Annotated in this window: 20 protein-coding genes; 5 read left to right on the top strand and 15 right to left on the bottom strand. The window is 71.2% G+C overall.

Features of this window, described 5'->3' with window-relative positions:
• Positions 1-456: 456 nt before the first annotated feature.
• Together COGEMETH_RS06380 and COGEMETH_RS06375 are read left to right on the top strand one after the other, a co-directional pair.
• Positions 457-1,848 (top strand): family 2B encapsulin nanocompartment shell protein, encoded by a 1,392-nt coding sequence (locus tag COGEMETH_RS06380; protein WP_283214964.1) that lies wholly within the window; start codon positions 457-459, stop codon positions 1,846-1,848.
• Entirely contained in the window at positions 1,835-3,856 is a 2,022-nt protein-coding gene (locus tag COGEMETH_RS06375) for a family 2A encapsulin nanocompartment cargo protein cysteine desulfurase (RefSeq protein WP_238181764.1), read from the top strand. The genes COGEMETH_RS06380 and COGEMETH_RS06375 overlap by 14 nt, the downstream gene beginning before the upstream one ends.
• A gap of 90 nt (positions 3,857-3,946) precedes the next feature.
• On the opposite strand, the gene COGEMETH_RS06370 is transcribed toward COGEMETH_RS06375, so the two are convergent.
• The 7 genes from COGEMETH_RS06370 to COGEMETH_RS06340 all read right to left on the bottom strand — a co-directional run bounded on the left by COGEMETH_RS06370 (position 3,947) and on the right by COGEMETH_RS06340 (position 10,020).
• Complete coding sequence (locus tag COGEMETH_RS06370) at positions 3,947-4,261, bottom strand: addiction module antidote protein (protein WP_238181763.1); 315 nt, start codon at positions 4,259-4,261, stop codon at positions 3,947-3,949.
• Positions 4,242-4,538, bottom strand: a complete 297-nt coding sequence (locus COGEMETH_RS06365; RefSeq protein ID WP_238181762.1) for a type II toxin-antitoxin system RelE/ParE family toxin — start codon at positions 4,536-4,538, stop codon at positions 4,242-4,244. The genes COGEMETH_RS06370 and COGEMETH_RS06365 overlap by 20 nt, the downstream gene beginning before the upstream one ends.
• A gap of 112 nt (positions 4,539-4,650) precedes the next feature.
• On the bottom strand, positions 4,651-5,427 hold the full coding sequence (locus COGEMETH_RS06360) for a MetQ/NlpA family ABC transporter substrate-binding protein (RefSeq protein WP_238181761.1): 777 nt from the start codon (positions 5,425-5,427) through the stop codon (positions 4,651-4,653).
• A gap of 36 nt (positions 5,428-5,463) precedes the next feature.
• Complete coding sequence (locus tag COGEMETH_RS06355; protein ID WP_238181760.1) at positions 5,464-6,129, bottom strand: methionine ABC transporter permease; 666 nt, start codon at positions 6,127-6,129, stop codon at positions 5,464-5,466.
• The gene (locus COGEMETH_RS06350; RefSeq protein WP_444980408.1) at positions 6,119-7,258 is read right to left on the bottom strand and encodes a methionine ABC transporter ATP-binding protein; all 1,140 of its coding nucleotides are present in this window, start codon (positions 7,256-7,258) and stop codon (positions 6,119-6,121) included. The genes COGEMETH_RS06355 and COGEMETH_RS06350 overlap by 11 nt, the downstream gene beginning before the upstream one ends.
• A gap of 167 nt (positions 7,259-7,425) precedes the next feature.
• Positions 7,426-8,778, bottom strand: a complete 1,353-nt coding sequence (locus COGEMETH_RS06345; RefSeq protein WP_238181759.1) for an LLM class flavin-dependent oxidoreductase — start codon at positions 8,776-8,778, stop codon at positions 7,426-7,428.
• Positions 8,779-8,796: 18 nt separating this feature from the next.
• Positions 8,797-10,020, bottom strand: a complete 1,224-nt coding sequence (locus COGEMETH_RS06340; protein WP_238181758.1) for an acyl-CoA dehydrogenase family protein — start codon at positions 10,018-10,020, stop codon at positions 8,797-8,799.
• Between the two features lie 333 nt (positions 10,021-10,353).
• On the opposite strand from COGEMETH_RS06340, the gene COGEMETH_RS06335 reads away from it, so the two are divergent.
• The 3 genes from COGEMETH_RS06335 (at position 10,354) to COGEMETH_RS06325 (ending at position 13,939) form a co-directional block, all read left to right on the top strand.
• Positions 10,354-11,751: an LLM class flavin-dependent oxidoreductase gene (locus COGEMETH_RS06335; RefSeq protein ID WP_238181757.1), complete on the top strand. Its 1,398-nt coding sequence runs from the start codon at positions 10,354-10,356 to the stop codon at positions 11,749-11,751.
• A gap of 144 nt (positions 11,752-11,895) precedes the next feature.
• A complete protein-coding gene (locus COGEMETH_RS06330) occupies positions 11,896-12,888 on the top strand; it encodes an ABC transporter substrate-binding protein (protein ID WP_238181756.1) in 993 nt (330 codons plus the stop codon).
• A 4-nt stretch (positions 12,889-12,892) separates the two neighbouring features.
• Positions 12,893-13,939 carry an LLM class flavin-dependent oxidoreductase gene (locus tag COGEMETH_RS06325; protein ID WP_238181755.1) on the top strand — a complete coding sequence of 349 codons (1,047 nt, stop codon included), beginning with the start codon at positions 12,893-12,895 and terminating at the stop codon, positions 13,937-13,939.
• Between the two features lie 9 nt (positions 13,940-13,948).
• On the opposite strand, the gene garD is transcribed toward COGEMETH_RS06325, so the two are convergent.
• The 8 genes from garD to COGEMETH_RS06285 form a co-directional block, all read right to left on the bottom strand.
• Positions 13,949-15,523 (bottom strand): galactarate dehydratase, encoded by a 1,575-nt coding sequence (gene garD / locus COGEMETH_RS06320; RefSeq protein WP_238181754.1) that lies wholly within the window; start codon positions 15,521-15,523, stop codon positions 13,949-13,951.
• Between the two features lie 31 nt (positions 15,524-15,554).
• Positions 15,555-16,892, bottom strand: coding sequence for an MFS transporter (locus COGEMETH_RS06315; protein WP_238181753.1), 1,338 nt, complete (start codon positions 16,890-16,892; stop codon positions 15,555-15,557).
• Between the two features lie 475 nt (positions 16,893-17,367).
• On the bottom strand, positions 17,368-18,255 hold the full coding sequence (locus COGEMETH_RS06310; protein WP_238181752.1) for a 2-hydroxy-3-oxopropionate reductase: 888 nt from the start codon (positions 18,253-18,255) through the stop codon (positions 17,368-17,370).
• Positions 18,256-18,268: 13 nt separating this feature from the next.
• The gene (locus tag COGEMETH_RS06305; protein ID WP_238181751.1) at positions 18,269-19,039 is read right to left on the bottom strand and encodes an HpcH/HpaI aldolase family protein; all 771 of its coding nucleotides are present in this window, start codon (positions 19,037-19,039) and stop codon (positions 18,269-18,271) included.
• Positions 19,040-19,166: 127 nt separating this feature from the next.
• Positions 19,167-20,528, bottom strand: coding sequence for a glucarate dehydratase (gene gudD, locus COGEMETH_RS06300; protein ID WP_283214963.1), 1,362 nt, complete (start codon positions 20,526-20,528; stop codon positions 19,167-19,169).
• A gap of 123 nt (positions 20,529-20,651) precedes the next feature.
• Entirely contained in the window at positions 20,652-21,542 is an 891-nt protein-coding gene (locus tag COGEMETH_RS06295) for a LysR family transcriptional regulator (RefSeq protein ID WP_238181750.1), read from the bottom strand.
• A 34-nt stretch (positions 21,543-21,576) separates the two neighbouring features.
• Positions 21,577-22,578, bottom strand: coding sequence for an SMP-30/gluconolactonase/LRE family protein (locus COGEMETH_RS06290; RefSeq protein ID WP_238181776.1), 1,002 nt, complete (start codon positions 22,576-22,578; stop codon positions 21,577-21,579).
• Positions 22,579-22,607: 29 nt separating this feature from the next.
• Positions 22,608-23,933, bottom strand: a complete 1,326-nt coding sequence (locus COGEMETH_RS06285) for an MFS transporter (protein ID WP_238181749.1) — start codon at positions 23,931-23,933, stop codon at positions 22,608-22,610.
• Positions 23,934-23,989 lie beyond the last annotated feature (56 nt).

The following is a 23,989-nucleotide window of genomic DNA, read 5'->3' as shown; positions in this document are numbered from 1 at the left end:
TCGCCGGGCGCGACCGGAGAGGAATGACCTTTCGGAAAGGTTTTCGCTCGATCCTCCTGCCTGGGACGAAATCGGCAGATCATTATTCTACGAATTCGCCTCATATCGGATCATGTTTCTCTATAATTCATTCTTCAGAGAACGCTTAGTCGCCAAACATCCAAACATAGAAAAATCCATCTCTTGACGCTGGCGCGACGCCGAGACTAGACCGTTCGATATCGGGAATCAGGCAAGCAATCCTGCGGCTTGACGACCGGGCGGAAAGATTTCGCCGAGGGCTCGCGCAAGCCGGGCTTGGTGCGCTGCCGTGACGACCGGTATCGCGCCGACGCTGCTGCCCTGAATACAGTTTCGAGGCCGGGCCGATGGGGCGCAGACCGCTCCGTCGACCGTATCCGCCTGCGCGGACCGGCGCGGCATTGTCCAGACCTTTTTAGACGGAGACGACGAACGATGAGTGGACCGGGTTTGAGCGTGAGCGCCTCCGCCGCACGCAATCTTGCGACTGCGACCGTCACCTCGGTCCAGAACGTGGCCAACACGCCGCGCTGGCTCCTGCGCCTCCTGCCCTTCGTGGACGTGCCGGGCGGCGTCTACCGCGTCAACCGCCGCGCCGTGGTCCTGGCCAAGCCCGGCCGCATCGAACTGGCCGGCGAGAACAGGAAGCGCGCGATCAGCCCGGCTTCTCTGCGGGCGATCCCCCTGTTCAGCCGCCTGGGCGATGCCGAGCTGTCGGCCATCGCCGACAAGTTCAGCGAGAGCCATCACAAGGCCGGCGAGACCATCGCCGAGGAGGGCTCGTCCGGCCGCAGCCTCACGGTGGTGGCCGACGGCACCGTCGAGCTGACCCTGTCCGGGCCGTTCAAGAACCGCCTGCGCCAGGGGCTCGCCACCCGCGGCGACTATTTCGGTGACGGCGACCTCGTGGGCGAGAACGCCCCGGCGCCGGCCGTGAAGGCCCTGTCGGCGGTGACGCTCCTTACCCTCGACCGCACGGCGATCGAGGACGACGCGATCAAGACCCGCATCGCGCAGTCCATCGAGGAGCGCGACCGGCTGAAGGGCCACACCAACAGCCACGGCGAGCAGGGCATCGAGCTCCTGGCCGTCCATACCGGCGAGCCGCGCCTGCCCACGACCTACGTCGATTACGAGATCGATCCGCGCGAGTACCACCTCTCGACGATCCAGACGATCCTCAACACCCACACCCGCGTCACCGACCTCTATTCCAACGAGATCGACCAGCTCCGCGAGCAGATCCGCCTCACGGTCGACGCCGTGAAGGAGCGCGAGGAGTGGGAGCTGCTCAACAACTCGCAGTTCGGCCTGCTGCACGAGGTCGGCGGCCGCCAGCGCATCCCGACCCGCGGGGGCCCCCCCACCCCGGACGACCTCGACGAGCTGCTGACGCTGGTCTGGAAGAAGCCCGCCTTCTTCGTGGCGCACCCGCGCGCCATCGCCGCCTTCGGCCGCGAGGCCACCCGGCGGGGCGTGCCGCCGGTCGTTGTCCACCTGTTCGGCGCGCCCTTCATCACCTGGCGCGGCGTGCCGCTGGTGCCGAGCGACAAGCTGCCCATCGACGTCGACCCCGTCACGGGTGCGCAGACCACCTCGATCCTGCTGCTGCGCGTCGGCGAGGGCGAGCAGGGCGTGGTCGCCCTGCAGAAGTCGGGCGTGACCGGCGAGATCGAGCCCGGCCTGTCGGTGCGCTACATGGGCACCAACGACCACTCCATCGCCTCGCACCTCGTGACCCGCTACTTCTCGGCGGCCGTCCTGGTCGAGGACGCGATCGCCCGCCTCGATAACGTGCTGCTCGGCAACTACCATGACTACGCCTGAGGCCGGCGCATTGGGTTCCTCCGCCATCGGCCTCCCCACCGGCGCGCCCGGCGATCTGGCGCATGCCGACCTCGTCGGGCGCCTCGCCCGCGAGATCTACGGCCAGGGCCAGGCGGCGTCCGCGCCGCTGACGCCCGCCCTGCCGCAGACGCCCCAGGCCCCCCAGGGCCTGGAGACCCTTCCCCAAGGCTCCGGGCAGCCCTCGCTGCCGGGGGCTGCCCTCGGCACCCCTTCTGCGCCGTCCGGCGCCCTGCCCGCGGGCTTCCAGCCCGACGCGTCGGCGCTGGCCGCGCGCTCGTTCGGCGCGCCGCCGGTCGGCCTGCCGGGCCTGTCCGGGCCGTCCTACGCCAACCCCACCTCGGGCAATCCCGCGCCCGCCGGCGCGGGGCTCCTGGACACCGCCGCCATCCCCGCGGTGCATCCGCTCCTCGACCCGCGGAACCTCCGGCGCGGCCTGCCGGAGTTCTTCGTGCCGAGCGTCCCGGAGGTCGCGGCCGCCCTCCCCGGCGGCCCGGACCTGCACCGGACGATCGCCCAGGACCACCCGCGCGCCAACGCCTTCGCCCAGGCCCTGGCCCCTAGCCTTGTGCCGGGCGCGCCCACCGGCCGTGACGCGGGCGGTGCCGTGCGCACCGTGGAACATCCCGGAAACGAGGCGTTCTCGTCGGGCGACTACTACTTCCTGACCGGCTCGCCGCGCGCGCCCAGGGCGCATGCCTCGCCCCGCGTCGAGCCCGCCCGGCATGCCGGACCGGCCTCGCGCGTGCCCGCGCAGGGGACGAGCCCGGCGGCGGCGCCCTTCGACGTGGAGCGCGTGCGCAAGGATTTCCCGGCGCTGCACCAGAGCGTCAACGGGCATCCCCTGGTCTGGCTCGACAACGCGGCCACCACCCACAAGCCGCAGAGCGTGATCGACGCGACGAGCGAATTCTACGCCCGCCACAACTCGAACATCCACCGGGCCGCGCACACCCTGGCGGCGCGCTCCACGGACCTGTTCGAGGGCGGCCGCGAGAAGGTGCGCCGCTTCCTCAACGCTCCGTCCAAGGACGACATCGTCTTCCTGCGCGGGACCACGGAGGGGATCAACCTCGTCGCCAATTCCTACGGCCGCGCCAATGTCGGGCCGGGCGACGAGATCATCGTCTCCACGATCGAGCACCACGCCAACATCGTGCCCTGGCAGATGCTGGCCCAGTCCACGGGCGCGACCCTGCGGGTGATCCCGGTCAACGACCGGGGCGAGATCATCTTCGAGCAGTTCGCCGCGCTCCTGTCGGGCCGCACGAAGATCGTCTCGGTGACGCAGGTCGCCAACGCGCTCGGCACCATCAACCCGGTCCGGGAGATCATCGCGCTTGCCCACGCCTACGGCGTGCCGGTGCTGGTGGACGCGGCCCAGTCGACCCCGCACATGCCGGTGGACGTGCAGGCGCTGGATGCCGACTTCGTGGTCTTCTCCGGCCACAAGGTGTTCGGGCCGACCGGGATCGGGGCGCTCTACGGCAAGCGCCACCTGCTCGAGGCGATGCCGCCGTGGCAGGGCGGCGGCCACATGATCGAGGACGTGACCTTCACGAAGACGGTCTACAAGGGCGCGCCGGAGAAGTTCGAGGCGGGCACCCCCGACATCGCAGGCGCCGTGGGCCTGGGCGCCGCCCTCGACTACCTGGAGAGCGTCGGCCTGCCCGCGATCTCGGCCTACGAGCACGATCTGCTGGACTACGCCCAGGCCGGCCTCGCCGAGGTGAAGGGCCTGCGCCTGATCGGCACGGCGCTGCAGAAGGCCAGCGTGATGTCCTTCACGATCGACGGGCACGAGAACGAGGCCGTGGCCAAGCACCTCGACGGCCACGGCATCGCGGTGCGCTCCGGCCACCACTGCGCCCTGCCGGCGCTACGCCGCTTCGGCGTCGACCAGTCGGTGCGCGCCTCGCTCGCCTTCTACAACACCCGCGATGAGGTCGATTTTTTCCTCAGGACGCTGCACACGCTGCCGGCGCGCTGACGGCACGACGCATCACGAACCCGGAGCCGCCGCCGATCGACCATCGGCGGCGGCTCCTGCGTTTCAGGGTGCCGTTCGTCGCAGAGCGCTCTAAAAATCCGATGCTCCGGCGACCTGCCGCTCGATCGGTTCGACGCGAACCGTCATGTTCAGCGACTTCAGGACCCCGATGACTGTCCCCAGTTCCGGATTGCCCGTCCCGGAGAGCGCCCGGTAGAGGGCTTCGCGGGCGAACCCGGTCTCGCGGGCGATCTGCGTCATGCCGCGCGCGCGGGCGACATCTCCGATGGCCGACGCGATCAGTTTCGGATCGCCGTCCTCGAAGGCGGCATTGAGATAGGCTCTGATCGACTCTTCGTCGTCCAGATACTCGGAAGGGTCCCAATCAGTGATTTCGACTGGCATCGTCACGTTTCTCTTCAAGAGTCTCGTCGATGGATTTTGCCAGGGCTTTGGCCGATTTGATGTTGCCCGGCTGATCGTCCTTATCGCCTCCGTATAGTATGATCGTGCCGTTCGAGAATATCTTGTAATAGACGCGATATCCGGGGCCGAAATCGATCTTGAGTTCGCTCACGCCACCGCCGACCGGCTCCGCGTCACCGGGGTTGCCCTGCGCCAGCCTCTTGAGGCGCAGGTTGATCACGCCCACCGCGGCCTTGTCGCGGAGACCCTTGATCACTTCTTGAACGCGTCCGTTTCTCGGAGCATCGCGCCGTCGATTTCGTAACCCACAGGTTACAGCAGGCCGGCCGTCCTGTCAGCCCTACATAGCGATCCGGCCCCGCCCCGACCTACCAGCTCGTGAGCACGGCACCGCCGAACGTCTTCTCGATGAAGGCCTTGGTCTCCGGGCTGCGGTAGCTCTCGACCAGGGCCTTCACCCAGGGCTTGTCCTTGTCCACGGCGCGCACCGCGAGGAGGTTGACGTAGGGGCCCTTGGGGTCCTCCTTGAGGATGGCGTCCGAGGGCTTCAGGCCGGCGGGCGTGGCGTAGTTGGTGTTGACGGCCGCCGCATCCACGTCCTCCAGCGCCCGCGGGGTCTGGGCGGCGTCGACCTCGATGAAGCGCAGGCGCCGCGGGTTCTCGACGATGTCGGCGACGGTCGGCTTGGTGCCGACGCCGGCGGCGAGCTTGATCACGCCCTTGTCCTGGAGCAGCAGCAGGGAGCGGCCGCCGTTGGTCGGGTCGTTCTGGATCGCGACGCTGCCGCCGACGGGCACCGCGTCGAAGCTCTTGTGGCGCTTCGAATAGATCCCGAGGGGAAAGTTCACGGTGAGCCCCACCGGCTCGATCCGGTAGCCGCGGTCGGCCTTCTGGTTGTCGAGGAAGGGCTGATTCTGGAAGGAGTTGGCCTCGATCTCGTCGGCCGAGAGGGCCTCGTTCGGGATCACGTAATCCGAGAACTCGATGATCTGCAGGTCGAGGCCGTTCCGGGCCGCGATCGGCTTGACCGCCTCCAGGATCTGGGCGTGCGGGCCGGGCGTCGCCCCGATCCGTACGCGCGTGAGGGGCTCGGCCTGCGCCGATGCGAGACCGAGGGCGAACAGGGCGACGAGGACGCGCAGCATCGTGGGGAATCCGTTCGGGGAGAGTAAGGCAGGCGGTCAGGCCCGGCGGATGCGCCGGTTCAGGCGGCGTGCGAGGCGCTCGCCGAGGCTCTGCACCGCCTGGACGAGGACGATCAGCACGACCACGACCGCGAGCATCATCTCGGGCCGGAAGCGCTGGTAGCCGTAGCGGATGCCGAGGTCGCCCAGGCCGCCGCCACCGACCGCGCCGACCATGGCGGAGAAGCCCAGCAGCGAGACCACGGCGAGGGTGAGCCCGAGCACGATGCCGGGCAGCGCCTCGGGGATCAGCACCTTGAGGATGATCTGGGCCGGGTTCGCCCCGAAGGCGCGGGCGGCCTCCACGAGGCCGTGGTCGACCTCGCGGATCGCGGCCTCGACGAGGCGGGCGATGAAGGGCGTGGCGGCGATGGTGAGGGGCACGGTCGCGGCCATCGTGCCGATCGAGGTGCCCGCGATCAGCCGCGTGAACGGGATGATCGCCACCACGAGGATGATGAAGGGCGTCGAGCGCGTCGCGTTGACGACGAAGCCGAGGACGCCGTTCAGCCAGGGCGCCGCCAGCAACTCGCCGCGCCGGCTGGTGGCCAGGAAGACGCCCAGCGGCAGGCCGAACAGGGTGCCCAGGCCCGCTGCCAGCGCCACCATGGTCAGGGTGTCGGCCGTCGCCTGGGTGAGCAGGCGCATCATCTCAGGCGACACGGCGGTCCTCCTCGGAGCGCGGCAGGTAGCCGACGAGGTCGGCGACCAGCCCGTGCGCCTCCAGGAAGGCGACGGCCCGCGCCGTCACGTCGGGGCCGGGCGGGAGCGAGACGGCCAGCGACCCGAAGGGCTGGCCGCCGATCTCGTCCACGGTGCCCGACAGGATGTTGGCCTCGATTCCGGTCTCGCGGGCGAGCCGCGCGATGATCGGGTCGGAGGCGTGCGGCCCGCGGAAGGCGATGCGCAGCACGGCCGCGGCGCCCGCGAGCGGCGCGGCGGTGAGCCGCCCGGCGAGGGTGGGCGGCAGCGACAGGCCCATCTCGGCGGCGAGCAGCGTCCGGGTGATCTCGGCCCGCGGCCGGGTGAACACCTCGAACACGTCGCCCTGCTCCACGATCCGGCCGTGCTCCAGCACGGCGACGCGGTCGGCCACGGCGCGGATCACCGACATCTCGTGGGTGATGAGCACGATGGTGAGGCCGAGATCCCGGTTGATGCGCCGCAGCAGGGCGAGGATGGACCGCGTGGTCTCCGGGTCGAGGGCCGAGGTGGCCTCGTCCGAGAGCAGCACGTCGGGCGCGGTCGCCAGCGCGCGGGCGATGCCGACGCGCTGCTTCTGGCCGCCCGACAGCTCGGCCGGGTAGCGCCCGGCCTGCGCCTCCAGCCCGACGAGCGCCAGCAGTTCCGCGACGCGGTCGCGGATCGCCGCCCGCGGTCGCCCCGCGATTTCCAGGGGCAGGGCGACGTTGCCCGCGGCGGTGCGCGAGGACAGCAGGTTGAAGTGCTGGAAGATCATGCCGACGCGGGCCCGCACCGCCCGCAGCTCCCCCTCCCCCAGGGCCGAGACCTCCGCGCCGCCGACCAGGACGCGGCCGGCGCTCGGCCGCTCCAGGCCGTTGACGAGGCGGATCAGGGTCGACTTGCCGGCGCCTGAGCGTCCGATCACGCCGAGCACCGAGCCGGTCGGGACCGCGAGGTCGATCCCCGACAGGGCCGGGACGGGGACCGCGCCGGCGCGGCCCACATAGGTCTTGGAGACGCCCTCGAACGCGATCAGGGGGGCGGTGTGGCCGTCCGCGTCCGCGGCCGGGGGGCCGTCGTCACGAAGGGGGGCTTGGGCGGATGACACGCAGGTTCCTCGAAGGGAGTCGGCCGGGCGCCGCCGGGCCGCATCGGTCGGAGTCTTTCTCCGGGACGGACAGACAGTCAATGAAACGCGCGACCCTATTCATCGGGTCCCAGAGACGCATCCTCTCGTGCCCGCCCGGCCCGTGGCCGGTCCTTCCCCGGAGGCCGTCAAGCCCGCCGCGCAGGTCCGTGGCGCCGGTGGGCCGGCCGCCGCAGGCCGAGGTTTTCGCGAAGCGTCCGGCCCTCGTAGGCGGTGCGGAACAGGCCGCGGCGCTGCAACTCGGGGATCACCAGGGTGGCGAAGTCATCGAGCCCGCCCGGCAAGGTCGGGGGCATGATGTTGAAGCCGTCGGCGCCACGGGCCTCGAAGCGCTCTTGGAGGGCGTCGGCGATCCTGTCCGGGGTGCCGACGAGGGTCCAGTGGCCCCGCGCGCCGGCCACCCGCAGGTAGAGGTCGCGGATCGTCAGGCCCTCGCGGCGGGCCAGCGTCAGCAGCAGCGCCTGACGGCTCTTGCCGCCCTCGGTCTCGGGCGCTTCCGGCACGGGCCCGTCGTCCGGGTGGCCGGACAGGTCGATGCCGGCGAGCTGCTCCAGGAGCGAGCGGCCGACCACCGGGTGGATCAGGTCCTGGAGCGCCCCGTACTTGTCCTGGGCCTCCCCCTCCGTGCGGCCGACGACGGGGAAGGCGCCGGGCATGATCTTGAGATCGTCGGGGTGGCGCCCGTGCCCTTCCATCCGCCCCTTCACGTCCGCGTAGAAGGCGACCGCGTCGGCCAGCGTGTCCTGGGCGGTGAAGATCACCTCGGCCGTGCGGGCGGCCAGAGACTTGCCGGCTTCGGACGAGCCCGCCTGCACCACCACCGGGTGGCCCTGGGGCGGGCGCGGCACGTTGAGGGGGCCGCGCACCGAGAAGTGCTCGCCCTCGTGGTCGAGCGCGTGCAGCTTGGCCGGATCGAAGAACCGGCCCTCGGCCCGGTCGCGCACGAAGGCGTCGTCCTCGAAGCTGTCCCACAGGCCGGCGACCACGTCCACGAACTCTTCGGCGCGGGCGTAGCGCCTCGCGTGGGCGAGGTGGCTCTCGCGACCGAAATTGTAGGCCTCGCGCGGGTCGGCGGAGGTGACGAGGTTCCAGCCCGCCCGGCCGCCGCTGAGGTGGTCGAGGGAGGCGAACTTGCGCGCCACGTGGAAGGGCTCGTTGTAGGTGGTCGAGGCGGTAGCCACCAGGCCGATGCGCTCGGTCACCGCCGAGAGGTGGGCGAGCAGGGTCAGGGGCTCGAACTGCCCGACGTAGCGGATCGCCGTGCGGCTCAGGGCATCGAGGTCGTCGCCGCGGATGCTGACGCCGTCGGCCAGGAACAGCAGGTCGAACCCGGCCCGCTCCGCCACCTGCGCCAGCCGCCGGTAATGGACGGGGTCGATCCCCGCATCCGCCTGGGACGCGGGGTGGCGCCAGGCGGCGACATGGTGCCCACCCGGATAGAGGAAGGCGCCCAGGCGCATCTGATCCGCGCGGCGCGGCATGGTTCGCCTCCCCTGCCGTCAGGCCGACCCGACCCGGTACTGGCGCGGGGGCTGTGTGCCGTTGACGGCGAAATCCCCCACGATCCGGTCCCGGTAGATCCGCGGGTTGTGGGAGGCGATGGTGCGGGCGTTGCGCCAGTGGCGGTCGAGCCCGAGGCCGCCCTTGACCGCCGAGGCGCCCAGCGCGTCGAACAGGATCGTGGTGGCGTCGAGGACGAGGTCCGTCACCACGGTCACGGCCTGGTTGACCTCCAGGTCGGCGATCGCGGCGGCGGCCTCCGCCGCCTCCCCCGGACCGGCCAGGTGCGCGTCGTGCACCCGCTGGACGGCCTCGGCGGCCTTCAGCACGGTGGCCCCGGCCGCGTAGGCCGCCCCGCGCACCCGGCCGACAACCCCTAAGACCTGCGGGTCGTCGCCGCTGCGCCCGGCATTGCCGTGGCTGTAGATCCGGGTCCGCTCTGAGACGAGCCGGGCCAGGTCGAGCGCCGCCGCCCGGCCGATCCCCGCCAGGGTAGCGAGGTGGACGAGCTGGAAGAAGGCCATGGCGTAGGGGAAGCGGGCGGGGTCGGGCTTGACCAGGTCCGGGCCGAGGACGACGCCGGTGAAGCGCGCGGTGCCGCTGGCCGTCAGCGCCTGCCCGAACCCGTCCCAGTCGTCCACGATCTCGACGCCCGGCGCCCGTACCGGCACGGCCGCGACGACCGCCTCGCCGGCCTCGTCCTGGGCGGAGAGGTGAATCCAGTCGGCGAACAGGGACCCGGTGGTGTAGAATTTCCGGCCGTCGAGCCGCCACTGCCCGCCCTCGCGCCGCAGCACGGTGTCGAACTGCCCGACCTTGGCCTCGCCGGTCTCGGACACGCCGCTGCCGACCGTCTGGCGGTCCGCGATGCGGCCGATCCAGCGCTCGCGCCACTCGGGCGAGGCGGCGCACAGCGCGTCCTCGGTGAAGCCGAAATGGGCCCGGAGCGCGTTGGTGACGTTGGGATCGGCCTGCGACAGCTCGATCAGCAGGGCGAACAGCTCGGGCAGGCTCGCCCCGAAGCCGCCCTGCCCGCGCGCGAGCCGCAGGGTGGTGAAGCCCGATTCCTTGAGCCATCCGATCTCGTCGTGCGGCAGCCGGCGCTCGCGGTCGCGCGACACCGCCCCGGCGGCGATCCGCCCGAAGACCGGCCGGAAGTCGGCGGCGAGCGCCTCGTAGCGCACGCCCGGCCCCGCGCCCCACCCCGCATCCGTCTGAGACATCCGTCCGATCCCGCAAATCCCGCTCGGCGGCGCCCAGCGGCGCCCGCCCCCATCGGATCGAGCGCCGCCCTGGTTTCCGCCGGCCGCGAGAGATCGGCAATCGTGCACGCCGCCGCAAGTAAAAACCGAGGGCGGCCGCCTGTTCGGAAGTATCTACTTCCAGGACATGCCCCGGAGGGCCGTATTTCTCTCGATCGAGAGCCTATAAAAAAATCATTCTCGTTGACCGGGCATGGCCGGCCGCTACGCTCGCCGGGACATACGCCCTGCCCGAGCCTGCGGCCCGAGGCCGATCCCTCCGGCGGCGCCCTCCGACCACCTTTCGGATTTTCCATGACCGCACGCCGCGAACTGAGGCTCAATGCCTTCGAGATGGGCGCGCCCGGCCATACCTGGGCCGGCCTGTGGCGGCACCCGCGCGACCGGTCCAGCGCGTACAACACCCTCGACTACTGGGTGTCCCTGGCGCGCACCGCCGAGCGCGGCCTGTTCGACGGGGTCTTCCTCGCCGACGTGCTCGGCACCTACGACGTCTACGGCGGCAACGGGGACACGGCGCTCGCCCGCGCGGCGCAGGCGCCGAACCTCGACCCGTTCCTGGTGGTGCCGGCCATGGCGCAGGCCACGGCCCATCTCGGCTTCGGCATCACCGCCAACCTCACCTACGAGCATCCCTATGCCTTCACCCGCCGGGTCACGACCCTGGACCACCTGACCGGCGGCCGGGTCGGCTGGAACGTCGTCACCGGCTATCTCGAGAGCGGCGCCCGCGGCATGGGGCTCGCCGGCGCCCGCGCCCACGACGAGCGCTACGAGGCCGGCGAGGACTTCCTGGCGGCCTCCTACAAGCTCTGGGAGGGAAGCTGGGAGGACGGGGCGGCCGTGCGCGACCGCGGGCATGGCCTGTTCACGCGGCCCGAGCGGGTGCACCGGATCGTCCACGACGGCCCCTATTACCGGGTCGACGGCCGCAGCCTGAGCGAGCCCTCGCCCCAGCGCACCCCGGTGCTCTACCAGGCGGGCACCTCCTCGCGGGGGCGCCGGTTCGCCGGCCGCCACGCCGAGGCGGTCTTCCTCAACGGGCACACCAAGGCGGTCGCGGCCCGGTCCGTGCGCGCGATCCGCGAGGCGGCGCAGGCCGAGGGCCGCGACCCCCGCGACATCCTGATGTTCCTGGGCGCCACGGTGATCGTCGCGCCGACGCGGGCCGAGGCCCTGGACCTGTGCGACGAGTACGCCCGCTACATCAACGTGGAGGGCCAGCTCGCCCTGGTCTCCGGCTGGACCGGGATCGACCTCTCGACGCTGCGGCCCGACGAGGCGCTGGCCTATGTCGAGACCAACGCGATGCGCTCCCTCGTGGAGAACCTCACGGGGCCCGGCGAGCGGCCCTTCACCCGCGCCGACTTCGCGGAGTTCGGTCCGCGGGGGGCGCGGGCGCCCTTCGTCGTCGGTTCGCCCTCCGAGGTCGCCGACGAGCTCCTCGCCTGGGCCGAGGCGGCGGACGTGGACGGCTTCAACCTGACGCGGGCCGTGGCGCCCGAGACGCTCGCGGCCTTCGTCGACCTCGTGGTGCCTGAACTGCAGAGCCGCGGCGCCTACAAGACGCGTTACGCTGAGGGCACGTTGCGCGAAAAACTGTTTCCGGGCGGCGGCCCCGGCCTGAAGGCGACGCATCCCGGCGCCGGCTTTCGCCATGCGGCGGCTTCGCACCCTGCCTCGGCTGCGTGAGCCATCGATCTTCTCGCGTCCTGCGGGGATCGGCGAAGGATGTCGTCGATCCGCGCCGATCTTGGAAAGATGCTTCCTTTGACCGCGTCCGGGACTGTCCCGATACTTCGCGGTGCTGGCGCGAAGACCCCACCGGAGACGACGATGACCGACGATTCCCCGCGGCACGGCGGCGCCCTGCCGTCGCGGCGCGCCCTGCTGCGTGCGGGTGCGACGCTGGCCGCCGGCCTCGCCTGCGCGTTGCCCGCCCGCGCGGCCGAGCGCACATTGCGCCTGAGCTATCAGCGCTCCTCGACCCTGCTGACCGTGCTCAAGGCCAAGGGCACCCTGGACGAGCGCCTGAAGCCCCTGGGCTTTGCCCCCTCCTGGCACCTGTTCACCGACGTGCTCGGCCCGATGAACGCGGGCGCCGTCGACCTGCACGCGGACGTGGCCGACGCGATCCCGATCTTCACCCAGGCCGCCAACGCCCCCCTCACGTTCTACGCCCGCGAGCGCGGCGCACCGTCGGCCGAGGCGATCATCGTGCCCGAGGCCTCCCCCATCCGCACGGTGGCCGACCTCAAGGGGCGCACGGTCGGCGTCTCGCGGGGCTCGGGCTGCCACTTCGTCCTGGCCGCCGCCCTCAAGCGCGCGGGCCTCGCCTTTTCCGACATCAAGCCGGCCTACCTCCAGGCGCCGGAAGGGGCGGCGGCGTTCGAGCAGGGCAGCCTCGACGCCTGGGTGATCTGGGACCCGTTCCTCGCCATCGCCCAGTCCAAGCGCCCGGTGCGGGTGATCGCCGACGCCACCGGCCTGTCGAGCTACCACCGCTACTACCTCGCCAACGACGCCTTCGTGGCCGCCCACCCCGAGGTGGTCGCCGCGGTGTTCGACGCCCTCAGTGAGGCCGGCCGCTGGGTGAAGCAGAACCCGGAGCCCGCCGCAGCGCTGCTGGCGCCCCTGTGGGGCGACCTGCCCCAGCCGGTGGTGGCCGCCGTCAACGCCCGGCGCACCTACGCCGTCGAGCCGGTGGAGCGCGACGGGCTGGGCGAGCAGCAGGCCATCGCCGACACCTTCCGCGAGGCCGGCCTGATCCCGCTGGCGATCGATGCCACCGCCGTGCGGATCTGGCAGCCGCCGGCGGGACGGGGCTGAGCCGATGGCCGGGCGCCCCCTGCGGTTCGGCATCTGGGCGGCGGTGCACGGGTCGCGTGCCGCCCACCACGACCCGGACGAGCCCGACGACGCCACCTGGGAGCGCAACCGCGCCCTGGTCCTGGAGGCCGAGGCCCTGGGCTTCGATTCGGTGCTGGTCGCCCAGCACACGATGAACCCCTACGACGAGACCCGCGACCAGCTCGAAGCCTGGACCGCCTCGGCGGCGCTCGCGGCCCTGACCACGCGCATCGAGATCGTCGCGGCGATCAAGCCGGGCCTGTACCACCCGGTGGTCCTCGCCAAGATGGCGCTGCAGATCGAGCACGTGAGCGGCGGCCGCTTCGGCCTCAACCTCGTCAACGCCTGGAACCGGGCGGAATTCGAGCGCGCCGGCCTGCCCTTCCCGGCTCATGACGCCCGCTACGCCTACGGCCGCGAATGGATCGGCCTCGTGGACCGGCTGATGCGGGGCGAGTCCGTGTCCTTCGCGGGCGCGCATTTCCGGGTTGAGGATTACCGGCTGCGTCCGGCCGGCACCCACCGGGTGCGGCCCAGGATCTACCTCGGGGGCGAGTCGGAGCCGGCCCGCGCCCTGGCGGCCGACCATGCCGACCTGTGGTTCATCAACGGCCAGCCCCTTGAGGAGGTCGAGGCCCTGATCGCCGACGTGGCCCGGCGTCCGAGGCCGGGCGCCCCCCTCGCCTACGGCCTCTCGGCCTTCGTGATCGCCCGCGAGACCGACGCGCAGGCGCAGGCCGAGCACGCCCGCCTGCTGGCGCTGGCCGGGCGCGACGCGGCCCTGCGCGCCGACACGCGGGCGCGCACCGATGCGGCGAGCGTCATGTTCGCCAAGACGGACGCGGCGGCCGCGCGCTTCGTCGGCACCAACGGCGGCACGGCGGCCGGGCTCGTCGGCAGCTACGAGACCGTGGCCGCCCGCATCCGCGCCTTCCATGGCGCGGGCATCGAGCTGTTCATGCTCCAGTTCCAGCCCTTCGAGGCCGAGATGGCCCGCTTTGCCGAGCGCGTCCTGCCGCGGCTGCGCTGACGCATCGCCTCAGGTCACGGGCGCCGGGTTGAACAGGGTCAGGTCGTTGAACAGGCCCCAGCGGTCGGACCAGGGCCGCTTGCGGCCGCTGGCCACGTCGAGGATGAGGTGGAACAGCTCCCAGCCCACCTCCTCGATCGTGGCGTGGCCGGTGGCGATGCGGCCGGCGTCGAGGTCGATCAGGTCGGACCAGCGCTCGGCCAGTTCCGTGCGGGTCGCCACCTTGATCACGGGGCATTGGGCGAGGCCGTAGGGCGTGCCGCGCCCCGTCGAGAACACCTGCAGGGTGATGCCGGAGGCGAGCTGGAGGGTGCCGCAGACGAAGTCGCTGGCCGGCGTCGCGGCGAAGATCAGCCCCTTGTCCCGCACCCGCTCGCCGGGAGCGAGCACGCCGGAGATCGCGCCGGTGCCGGACTTGGCCACCGAGCCCAGGGCCTTCTCCACGATGTTGTTGAGGCCGCCCTTCTTGTTGCCGGGCGAGGGGTTGGCCCGCCGGTCGGCCTCGCCCTTGGCGAGGTAGGCGTCGTACCAGGCCATCTCGCGGATCAGGGCGCGGGCGATCTCCGGCGTCTGCGCCCGCGGCGTCAGCAGGTGGATCGCGTCGCGGACCTCCGTGACCTCGGAGAACATCACCGTGCCGCCGCAGCGCACGATCAGGTCGGCGCAGAAGCCGAGGGCCGGGTTGGCGGTGACGCCGGAGAAGGCGTCGCTCCCGCCGCATTGCAGGCCGACGACCAGCTCCGAGGCCGGGCAGGTCTCGCGGGTGCGCCGGTTCAGGACCTCCAGGCGGGCCTCCGCCATCGCCATGATGCTGTCCATCATCATGGAGAAGCCCTGGTGGCGCTCGTCCTGGAGGCGCACCACGCCGCTGTCCCCGGCCGCATCCCGGCCGTCCGGCAGCAGGCGCTCGGAGACGAGCTTCTCGCAGCCCAAGCCCACCACCATCACCTCGCCGCCGAAGTTCGGGTTTTGGGCGAGGCTCTGGAGGGTGCGGATCGGGATCACGGCCTGGGGCGCGTTGATGGCGACGCCGCAGCCGTAGGCGTGGGTGAGGCCGACCACGTCGTCCACGTTGGGAAAGCGCGGCAGCAGCTCCTGCTTGATCCGGCGGATCGCCACGTCGAGGGTGCCGGCCACGCATTGCACGCTGATCGAGATGGCGAGGATGTTCTTGGTCCCCACCGAGCCGTCCGGGTTGCGGTAGCCCGCGAAGGTGTAGCCTTCCAGGGGCGGCAGGGGGGCGGGCACGCGGTTGGACAGTTCCAGGGCGTCGAGGTCCGGCGCGGTCGGCGTGGCGACGCGGGATTCCTCGACCCAGGACCCTTTCGGGATGGCCTGCGTGGCGATGCCCACCACCTCGCCGTAGCGGCGCACGTGCCCGCCCTCGGGGATGTCGGCGAGCGCCACCTTGTGGCCCTGCGGCACGAACTCGACGAGCCTCAGGCCGTCCGGGAAGGTCGTGCCCGCGGGCAGCCCGAAGGCGTTGACAACGATGGCGACGTTGTCGCTCTCGTGCAGGCGGATGGTGCGGGGCGTGTCGCCGCCCGGCCGCTCCAGGGTCTGCGCATCGGTCTCGACCAGCATCGTATCCTCCCTGGACAATCGTCGCCGCGCCTCAGGCGCTCCGAAGCTCGACCCGCCGGATGTCGCCGACGATGAAGAGATAGGCGCCCATCGCCACGAGCGCGTTCAGTCCGACGAACACCAGCGCCGTGTCGAACGAGCCCGACGCCTGGACGAGGTAGCCGATGATGATCGGCGTGGTGATGCCGGCGGTGTTGCCGAACATGTTGAACAGCCCGCCGCTGAGGCCCGCGGCCTGCCGCGGCGAGGTGTCGGAGACCACGGCCCAGCCCAGCGCGCCCAGGCCCTTGCCGAAGAAGGCGGCGGCCATGAAGCCGATCACCAGGGCCTGCGAATCGACGTAGTTGCAGGCCACGATGATCATCGACAGCAGCATGCCGACGATGATCGGCAGCTTGCGGGCGAGGTTGAGGGAGCCTGTGCGCCGCAGGATCGCGTCGGAGATCACGCCGCCCAGGATGCCGCCGATGAAGCCGCAGAGCGCCGGGAGCGAGGCCACGAAGCCGGCCTGCAGCACCGAGAGGCCGCGCTGCTTGACCAGGTAGATCGGGAACCAGGTCAGGAAGAAGTAGGTCATCACGTTGATGCAGTGCTGGGCCACGTAGATGCCGAGCAGCATCCGGTTGCCGAGGAGCTGCTTGACCACGCTCCAGGTCGCGTCCTGGCCGGTGGCGGCGGCGGGCGCCGGGCCGCCGACCTGGACGAGGGCGCCCCCCTTGGCGATCTCGTCGAGTTCCTCCGCGCTGACCCGCGGATGGTCCTTGGGATCGTGCATCAGCCGCACCCAGAGGAGCGCCATCACGATGCCGATCGTGCCCATGCCGAAGAAGGCGTAGCGCCAGCCGAAGGCGTGGGTCACCCAGGCGGTGAGCGGGGCGAACAGCACGGGCGCGAAGTACTGGGCCGCGTTGAAGACGGCCGAGGCCTTGCCGCGCTCGGTGCTCGGGAACCAGGCCGCGACGATGCGGGCGTTGCCGGGGAAGGAGGGGGATTCGGCCAGCCCCACCAGCATGCGCATCAGGAAGAACACCGTGACGGCCGAGCCCGCGCCGAGGAAGCCGGCCCAGCCCTGGACGAAGGTGAACAGCGACCAGAAGAAGATGCTGGCCGCATAGACCCACTTGGAGCCGTAGCGGTCGAGCAGCCAGCCGCCGGGCAGTTGCGAGGCGACGTAGGACCAGCTGAAGGCGGAGAGGATGTAGCCCATCGACACCGCGTCGATGGAGAATTCCTGCGCGATCGGCACGCCGGCGATCGAGATGATGGCGCGGTCGGCGTAGTTGAGCACCGTCACCGCGAAGAGCATCAGCAGGATGAGATAGCGGACGCGGATGCGCGTGCCCGTCTGAACCGGAACCGCCAGCGACATCGTATCCTCCCTCGGTGGTGCCCGCCTCCCGGATGCTTGCCCGCGAAGGTCGATCGTCGAAGATTTGACGTTAAATCGCCGGTTCGATGCATGCCAATCCAAACACTGGATGGATTGATGCGTGTCCGGCATCGAAGGGCCGTATGGCGCGCGGCTCTTCGGCGCTATCGTTCGTTCGACGCAGCCCCAAATTCCTTTCAGGACATGCCGCGGCCCGCGTGCGGGCCTCTCCTCCCCCTTGTGGGGAGGAGCCGGAGGTGGGGGTGGTGCAGGAGGCACCGCTGCGTTCGATCCTGAACCACCTCCACCCCTGACCCCTCCCCACAAGGGGGAGGGGAAACGCGTTCCGGATCAGAGGGTTATCTGGCCTCGGACAGTGTGTGAACCTGCCACGGACAGAGACGCGGGGTTCGCGGACCGCTCATGACCGATGACATCGCGGAGTTCCGCGGGATGCCGTCCGTGACGCGGGATATCAGGCGCCGGACCCGACCTCGTGGTTGGCCATGATCTCCAGGGCCCGCACCATGGCCGAGTGGTCCCAGGCCGCGCCGCCGTTGCCGACGCAGGCCGAGAAGAGCTGCTGCGCGAGCGCGGTCGCCGGCAGGCTGAGGCCCAGGGCCTTGGCGCCTTCGAGGGCGAGGTTGAGGTCCTTCTGGTGCAGGCCGATGCGGAAGCCCGGATCGAAGGTGCGCTTGATCATGCGCTCGCCGTGAAGCTCGAGGATGCGCGAGGTGGCCAGCCCTCCGGTGATCGCCTGGCGCACCTTGGCCGGGTCGGCACCCGCCTTGGAGGCGAAGAGCAGCCCCTCGGCCACCGCCTCGATGGTGAGCGCGACGATGATCTGGTTGGCGACCTTGGCGACCTGTCCGGAGCCGGCAGGCCCCACATGCGTCACGGTCTTGCCCATGAGGGCGAACAGGGGGCCGGCGCGCTCGAAGTCGGCCTCCGCCCCGCCGACCATGATCGAGAGGGCCGCGTTCCTGGCCCCGACCTCGCCGCCGGAGACCGGCGCGTCGAGCCAGGCGCAGCCGAGGCCGGCGATGCGCTCGGCGAAGCCCTTGGTGGCGATGGGCGAGATCGAGCTCATGTCGATCACGGTCTTGCCGGGGGCGAGACCCTCGGCGACGCCGCCCGGCCCGAACAGCACCGTCTCCACGTCCGGCGTGTCGGGCAGCATCAGGATGATGGTGTCGGCACGCTCCGCCACCTCGGCGGGGCTGGAGCAGGCCGTGCCGCCGGCCGAGACCAGGGCCTCGGGCACGGCGCGCCGGCTCTTCAGGAACAGGCTGTGGCCGCCTGCGATCAGGTGCCCGGCCATGGGCGCGCCCATGATGCCGAGGCCGATGAAACCGACGTTCATGTCTCTCTCCGGGTCAGGCGGTCTTGCGGAAGCGGGCGGCCAGGGCCTCGGAGCCGCGGGCGAGCAGGCCCGTATCCGAGCCGACGGCGGTGAAGCGCGTGCCGGCCGCGACGTAGCGGTGGGCCAGTTCCTCGTTGGCGGTGAGGATGCCCGCGTGCTTGCCGCTGGCGCGGATGCGGCCGACCGCGTCCTCGATCGTGGACACCACCTCGGGGTGGTTCTGCTGGCCGATGAAGCCGAGGCTGGTGGAGAGGTCGCCGGGCCCGATGAAGACGCCGTCCACGCCCTCGACGCCGGCGATCTCCTCCAGGTTGTCCAGCGCCCGGCGCGACTCGATCTGCACCGCCACGAAGATCTCCGCCTCGCAGCGGGCGTGGTAATCCGGGATGCGGCCGAAGCGGGCCGCGCGCGGCGCCTGGGAGAAGCCGCGCACGCCGCGGGGGGCGTAGCGGGTGGCGGCCACCGCGCGGGCGGCCTGGGCCGCGTCGTCGATGTTGGGGATCATCAGGGACTGCGCGCCCGTGTCGAGGATGCGCTTGATCGTGATCGGCTCGTCGCTCGGCACCCGCACCATGGCGTGGGCGTCGCCCTCCATCATCGCCTGGAGCTGGCCGTAGACGTCGCGCAGGTCGTTGGCCGAGTGCTCCATGTCGATCAGGAGCCAGTCGAAGCCGGAGCCGGCGACGATCTCGGTCGAGATCGGGCTCGCCAGGCTCATCCACAGGCCGATCTGCTGCCGGCCCTCGCGCAGGTTCGCCTTGAAGCGGTTCGTCAGGATGTCCATCGCGGTGTCTCCCAAAGCAGGTTTCGCAAAAGCGGTCTGCGGTCTTGCGAACAGAACCTGCGTCTTTTCAAAAAGATAAGCCGGTGAAGCGTTGGCCTGCCAGCGCGAACCTGCTTGGAATGCCCGTTCAGCGCACGAGGCAGGGGCGCTTGTTGTCGAAGGTCCAGCCGGGGATCAGGAACTGCATCGCGGCCGCGTCGTCGCGGGCCCCGAGCCCGTGCTTTTGGTAGAGGGCGTGGGCGGCCTCGACCTCGGCCCAGTCGATCTCGATGCCGAGGCCCGGCCGCTCCGGCACCCGCACCAGCCCGCCGCGGATCGCCGGCGGCTCCTTGGTCAGGCGCTGGCCGTCCTGCCAGATCCAGTGGGTGTCGATGGCCGTGACCCGCCCCGGGGCGGCGGCGGCGACGTGCGTGAACATGGCCAGCGACACGTCGAAGTGGTTGTTCGAGTGCGAGCCCCAGGTCAGCCCGTGGTCGCGGCAGAGCTGGGCCACGCGGACCGAGCCGGCCAGCGTCCAGAAATGCGGGTCGGCGAGCGGGATGTCGACCGAGCCGAGCTGGATCGCGTGGTTCATCTGGCGCCAGTCGGTGGCGATCATGTTGGTGGCCGTGGGCAGGCCCGTGGCCCGGCGGAACTCGGCCATGATCTCGCGGCCGGAGAAGCCGTCCTCCGCCCCGCAGGGGTCCTCGGCGTAGGCGAGCACGTGCCCCTGGCCCTTGCACAGGCGGATCGCCTCCTCCAGCGACCAGGCGCCGTTCGGGTCGAGGGTGACGCGGGCTTGCGGAAAGCGCTCGTGGATCGCCGTGACCGCTGCGATCTCCGCCTCGCCAGCCAACACGCCGCCCTTCAGCTTGAAGTCGTTGAAACCGTAGGCCTCGTGCGAAGCCTCGGCGAGGCGCACCACGGCCTCAGGCGTCAGGGCCACCTCGTCGCGCAGCCGCATCCAGCCGTCGCGGGCGGTCGGCTCGCGGTAGGGCAGGTCGGTGCGGGTGCGGTCGCCGACGTAGAACAGGTAGCCCAGCATCTCGACGGCGTCCCGCTGCTGGCCCTCTCCGAGGAGGGCCGCCACCGGCACGTCCAGAAACTGCCCGAGCAGGTCGAGGAAGGCGGATTCCACCGCCGTGACCGCATGGATGGTCACCCGCAGGTCGAAGGTCTGGAGGCCGCGCCCGCCCGTGTCCCGGTCGGAGAAGCGCGTGCGCATGGCGTTGAGCACCGTCTGCCAGGCGCCCAGCGGCCGGCCGACCACGAGGTCTCGGGCCTCCTCCAGCACGCCGCGGATGCGCTCGCCTCCGGGGACCTCGCCCAGGCCCGTGGCCCCGGTGCTGTCGGTGAGGACGACGAGGTTACGGGTGAAGAACGGCCCGTGCGCGCCGCTGAGGTTGAGCAGCATGCTGTCGCGGCCGGCCACCGGCACGACCCGCATCTGCGTGATGGTGGGCGTGCGCGAGACGCCGCGCGATCCGGCCTCGATGGGCTGCGCCTGCATGACCGTTCTCCCTGATCTCGATCGCGGCGGCGTCTGTGCGCCGTCCGCCCTCATGTTCTACGGACAGGAGCCGATGCGGGTCCAAGCCAAAGGCTGGATCGATCGATGCCGAAAGCACATGGATCAACCCTCCGGCAGGGCCGCGAGGATCGCGACGAGGCGTCCGATCAGCGGGTCGTCGTCGCCGCGCCGCCAAGCGAGGAACAGCTCCGCCGGACGCGGCTGCGCCAGGACGAGGGGCCGGAACACCACGCCCTCGAAGCGCAGGCGCTCGGCGGCAGCCGGCACCAGGGCGAGGCCGAGCCCGGCGCGGACCAGCGCCAGGATCGAGTGGATCTGGGTGAGCTGCTGCAGGACGTTCGGCTGCACCCCCGCCTCGGCGAGCAGGCCGACCACGAGGTCGTGGAAGTAGCGCGCCTCGTGCGGGGCGTAGGCGATGAAGGGTTCGGCCTGGAAGTCGGAGAGCGCCAGCCGCTCGCGCCCGGCCAGGGGATGGTCGGCCGGCACCGCGGCCACGATCGGCTCGGCCAGGGCTCGCACCGCGGTGAGGTCCGGGTGGGTGGTGGGCGGGCGCACCAGGGCGGCGTCGATCCGGCCCGCCAGCAGTTCCTCGACCTGGTCCTTGGTCACCATCTCGCGCAGGGACAGCGTCACGTCCGGCAGGGCGGCGCGGCAGGCGGTGACGAGGCGGGGCAGGAAGTCGTAGGCCGAGGCCGCGGTGAAGCCGAGCTTGAGCACGCCCGCCTTGCCCGCCGCCACCTGCCGGGTGACGTGGGCGGCTGTCTCGGCCAGCCGCAGGATGCGCTGGGCCTCCGGCAGGAAGCTGCGCCCGGCCGCCGTCAGCCGCACCGAGCGGCTGGTGCGGTCGAGGAGCTGCACGTCGAGGACGCGCTCCAGCACCTGGATCTGCCGCGAGAGGGGCGGCTGGGTCATGTTCAGCCGGGAGGCGGCCCGGCCGAAATGCAGTTCTTCCGCCACGGCGGAGAAGCAGCGGAGATGGCTGAAATCGAGCATGGTCGCCCCGTCGATGACGCGGCCGGCCGGTCCCTCAGCAGAACCCGGCCCCGCGGGTGTTGACGTAGAGCGCGTAGATCGAATGCGTCGCCGCCATCAGCAGCCGGTTGCGGTTCGCGCCCCCGAAGCTGAGGTTGGCGCAGCGCTCCGGCAGACGGATGCGGCCGATCATCCGCCCCGCGGGCGAGAGCACGACCACGCCGTCCTCCCCCTCCCCCATGCCCCAGCCGCACCAGAGGTTGCCGTCCACGTCCGCCCGGAACCCGTCCGCGGTGCCCTTGCCGCAATCGAAGAACACCCGGCCGTTGGCGGTCGCGCGGCCGGCGTCGGTGACGTCGTAGGCGCGGATCAGGCGGTTGGGCTCCGCGCGGGCCTCGATAACGTAGAGGGTTAGCTCGTCGGGCGAGAAGCAGAGGCCGTTGGGGCCGGCCACGCCCGCCACCGCGACCGTCACCGCGCCGCTGACGGGATCGAGCCGGTAGACGTTGCCCGGCAGCTCCGGCGCGGCCATGGCCTCGTAGGGGTTGGGGCCGAAGGCGGGGTCGGTGAACCAGATCGAACCGTCCGAGCGGCAGACCACGTCGTTGGGCGAATTGAACCGCTTGCCCTCGAAGCCCGCGGCCAGGGTGGTGAGGCTGCCGTCGTGCTCGGTGCGCACGAGGCTGCGGGTCGCGTGCTGGCAGGTCACGAGCCGGCCCTGCCGGTCGCGGGTGTTGCCGTTGGCGTAGCCCGCCGGCTTGCGGAACACCGAGAGCCTTCCGGTCTCCGCCTCCCAGCGCATGATCCGGTCGTTGGTGACGTCGCTGACCAGCAGCATCCCCATGTCGCCGAACCAGACCGGCCCCTCGGCCCAGCGCAGGCCGGTGGCCACCCGCTCCACCGCGGCAAGGCCGAGGCGGTAGCGGGCAAAGCTCGGGTCGAGGACCTCGACCGCCGGGTCGGGCAGGCGCTGCGACGGCTCCCAGCCGGCCAGCGCGGCGCCCGGCGCGGCCAGCACCGAGGCCGCGGTGAGGAAGGTCCTGCGGTCGAGGGGCATGGGCATGGTCTCCTGCGTCTCCACCCGCCTCAGCGCAGTTCGACCCGTTTGATCTCGCCGACGATGACGAGGTAGCAGAACACCGCGACCAGGGCGTTCAGCCCGACGAAGACCAGGGCGCCGTTGAACGAGCCGGTCTGCTGGACGATGTAGCCGATGACGATCGGCGTGGTGATGCCGGCCGTGTTGCCGAAGGTGTTGAACAGGCCCCCGCTCAAGCCCCCGGTCTCCCGCGGGGAGGTGTCGGAGACCACCGCCCAGCCGAGCGCCCCGATGCCCTTGCCGAAGAAGGCCAGCGCCATCAGCCCGACGACGAGGGCGTCCGCCTGCACGTAGTTGCAGCCGACGATCACCATCGACAGCAGCATCCCCCCCACGATCGGAATCTTTCGCGATGCCGTCAGGGAGTATCCCCGCCGGAGCAGCAGGTCCGAGATCCAGCCGCCGAGGATGCCGCCGACGAAGCCGCACAACGCCGGCAGCACCGCGGCAAAGCCCGCCTGGAGGATCGACAGGCCGCGCTCCTTGACGAGGTAGACGGGAAACCAGGTCAGGAAGAAGTAGGTCAGCGTGGTGATGCAGTACTGGCCGATATAGATTCCGAGCAGCATGCGGTTGGCGAGCAGCTGGCGGATGGTGCGCCCCGCGTTGCCGGGGGCGGCGGCCGCGCCGCGCCCGTCCATGTCGAGGAGGGCGCCGCCGGCCTCGATGTAGTCGCGCTCGCCCTGGTTGATGCCGGGGTGCTCCTTCGGGCCATGCATCACCTGGGTCCAGACCAGGGCGAAGACGATGCCTATGGCCCCCATCAGGGTGAAGACGTGGTGCCAGCCGAAATGGTGCACCACCCAGCCCATCAGCGGGGTGAACAGCACGGTGGCGAAGTACTGCGCGGAATTGAAGAAGGCCGAGGCCGTGCCGCGCTCGGCCGTGGGGAACCAGGCCGCGGTGATGCGGGCGTTGGCCGGGAACACCGGGGCCTCGGCCAGGCCGACGAGGAGGCGCAGGGCAAACAGCACGGCCACCGCCGTGAACCCGGTGAAGAAGCCGACCGCCCCCTGCATCAGGGTGAAGGCCGACCACAAAAAGATCGCCCCGGCATAGACCCACTTGGCGCCGTAGCGGTCGAGCAGCCAGCCGCCGGGAAGCTGGGCCAGCACGTAGGACCAGGCGAAGGCCGAGAACACGTAGCCCATCGCCACCGCGTCGAGGCCGAGGTCCTTGGCGAGCGCGGGGCCGGCGATCGAGAGGGTCGCCCGGTCGGCGTAGTTGATGGTGGTGGCGATGAACAGCATCGTCACGATGAGGAGCCGCACGCGGCTGCGCTTCACCGCGGTCATGGCCAGACCGGCGCTCATGGACGTTCTCCCTGCTCGGCCCGCCCGGCTTTGCGCCGTGGCGTCGGGCGGTCGTC

The sequence above is a fragment of the Methylobacterium trifolii genome, assembly GCF_022179685.1.
GTDB classification, from domain to species: Bacteria; Pseudomonadota; Alphaproteobacteria; order Rhizobiales; family Beijerinckiaceae; genus Methylobacterium; species Methylobacterium trifolii.
Note: the sequence above shows the minus strand (reverse complement) of the source record. Positions and strands in the feature narration are given on the sequence as shown.

Bases quoted from the DNA above. Each gene is read 5' to 3' on its own strand.
- COGEMETH_RS06380 (WP_283214964.1), top strand. From the start codon at position 457: ATGAGTGGACCGGGTTTGAGCGTGAGCGCCTCCGCCGCACGCAATCTT.
- COGEMETH_RS06375 (WP_238181764.1), top strand. From the start codon at position 1,835: ATGACTACGCCTGAGGCCGGCGCATTGGGTTCCTCCGCCATCGGCCTC.
- COGEMETH_RS06370 (WP_238181763.1), bottom strand. From the start codon at position 4,261: ATGCCAGTCGAAATCACTGATTGGGACCCTTCCGAGTATCTGGACGAC.
- COGEMETH_RS06360 (WP_238181761.1), bottom strand. From the start codon at position 5,427: ATGCTGCGCGTCCTCGTCGCCCTGTTCGCCCTCGGTCTCGCATCGGCG.
- COGEMETH_RS06345 (WP_238181759.1), bottom strand. From the start codon at position 8,778: ATGCCGCGCCGCGCGGATCAGATGCGCCTGGGCGCCTTCCTCTATCCG.
- COGEMETH_RS06340 (WP_238181758.1), bottom strand. From the start codon at position 10,020: ATGTCTCAGACGGATGCGGGGTGGGGCGCGGGGCCGGGCGTGCGCTAC.
- COGEMETH_RS06335 (WP_238181757.1), top strand. From the start codon at position 10,354: ATGACCGCACGCCGCGAACTGAGGCTCAATGCCTTCGAGATGGGCGCG.
- COGEMETH_RS06330 (WP_238181756.1), top strand. From the start codon at position 11,896: ATGACCGACGATTCCCCGCGGCACGGCGGCGCCCTGCCGTCGCGGCGC.
- COGEMETH_RS06325 (WP_238181755.1), top strand. From the start codon at position 12,893: ATGGCCGGGCGCCCCCTGCGGTTCGGCATCTGGGCGGCGGTGCACGGG.
- garD (WP_238181754.1), bottom strand. From the start codon at position 15,523: ATGCTGGTCGAGACCGATGCGCAGACCCTGGAGCGGCCGGGCGGCGAC.
- COGEMETH_RS06315 (WP_238181753.1), bottom strand. From the start codon at position 16,892: ATGTCGCTGGCGGTTCCGGTTCAGACGGGCACGCGCATCCGCGTCCGC.
- COGEMETH_RS06310 (WP_238181752.1), bottom strand. From the start codon at position 18,255: ATGAACGTCGGTTTCATCGGCCTCGGCATCATGGGCGCGCCCATGGCC.
- COGEMETH_RS06305 (WP_238181751.1), bottom strand. From the start codon at position 19,039: ATGGACATCCTGACGAACCGCTTCAAGGCGAACCTGCGCGAGGGCCGG.
- gudD (WP_283214963.1), bottom strand. From the start codon at position 20,528: ATGCAGGCGCAGCCCATCGAGGCCGGATCGCGCGGCGTCTCGCGCACG.
- COGEMETH_RS06295 (WP_238181750.1), bottom strand. From the start codon at position 21,542: ATGCTCGATTTCAGCCATCTCCGCTGCTTCTCCGCCGTGGCGGAAGAA.
- COGEMETH_RS06290 (WP_238181776.1), bottom strand. From the start codon at position 22,578: ATGCCCCTCGACCGCAGGACCTTCCTCACCGCGGCCTCGGTGCTGGCC.
- COGEMETH_RS06285 (WP_238181749.1), bottom strand. From the start codon at position 23,933: ATGAGCGCCGGTCTGGCCATGACCGCGGTGAAGCGCAGCCGCGTGCGG.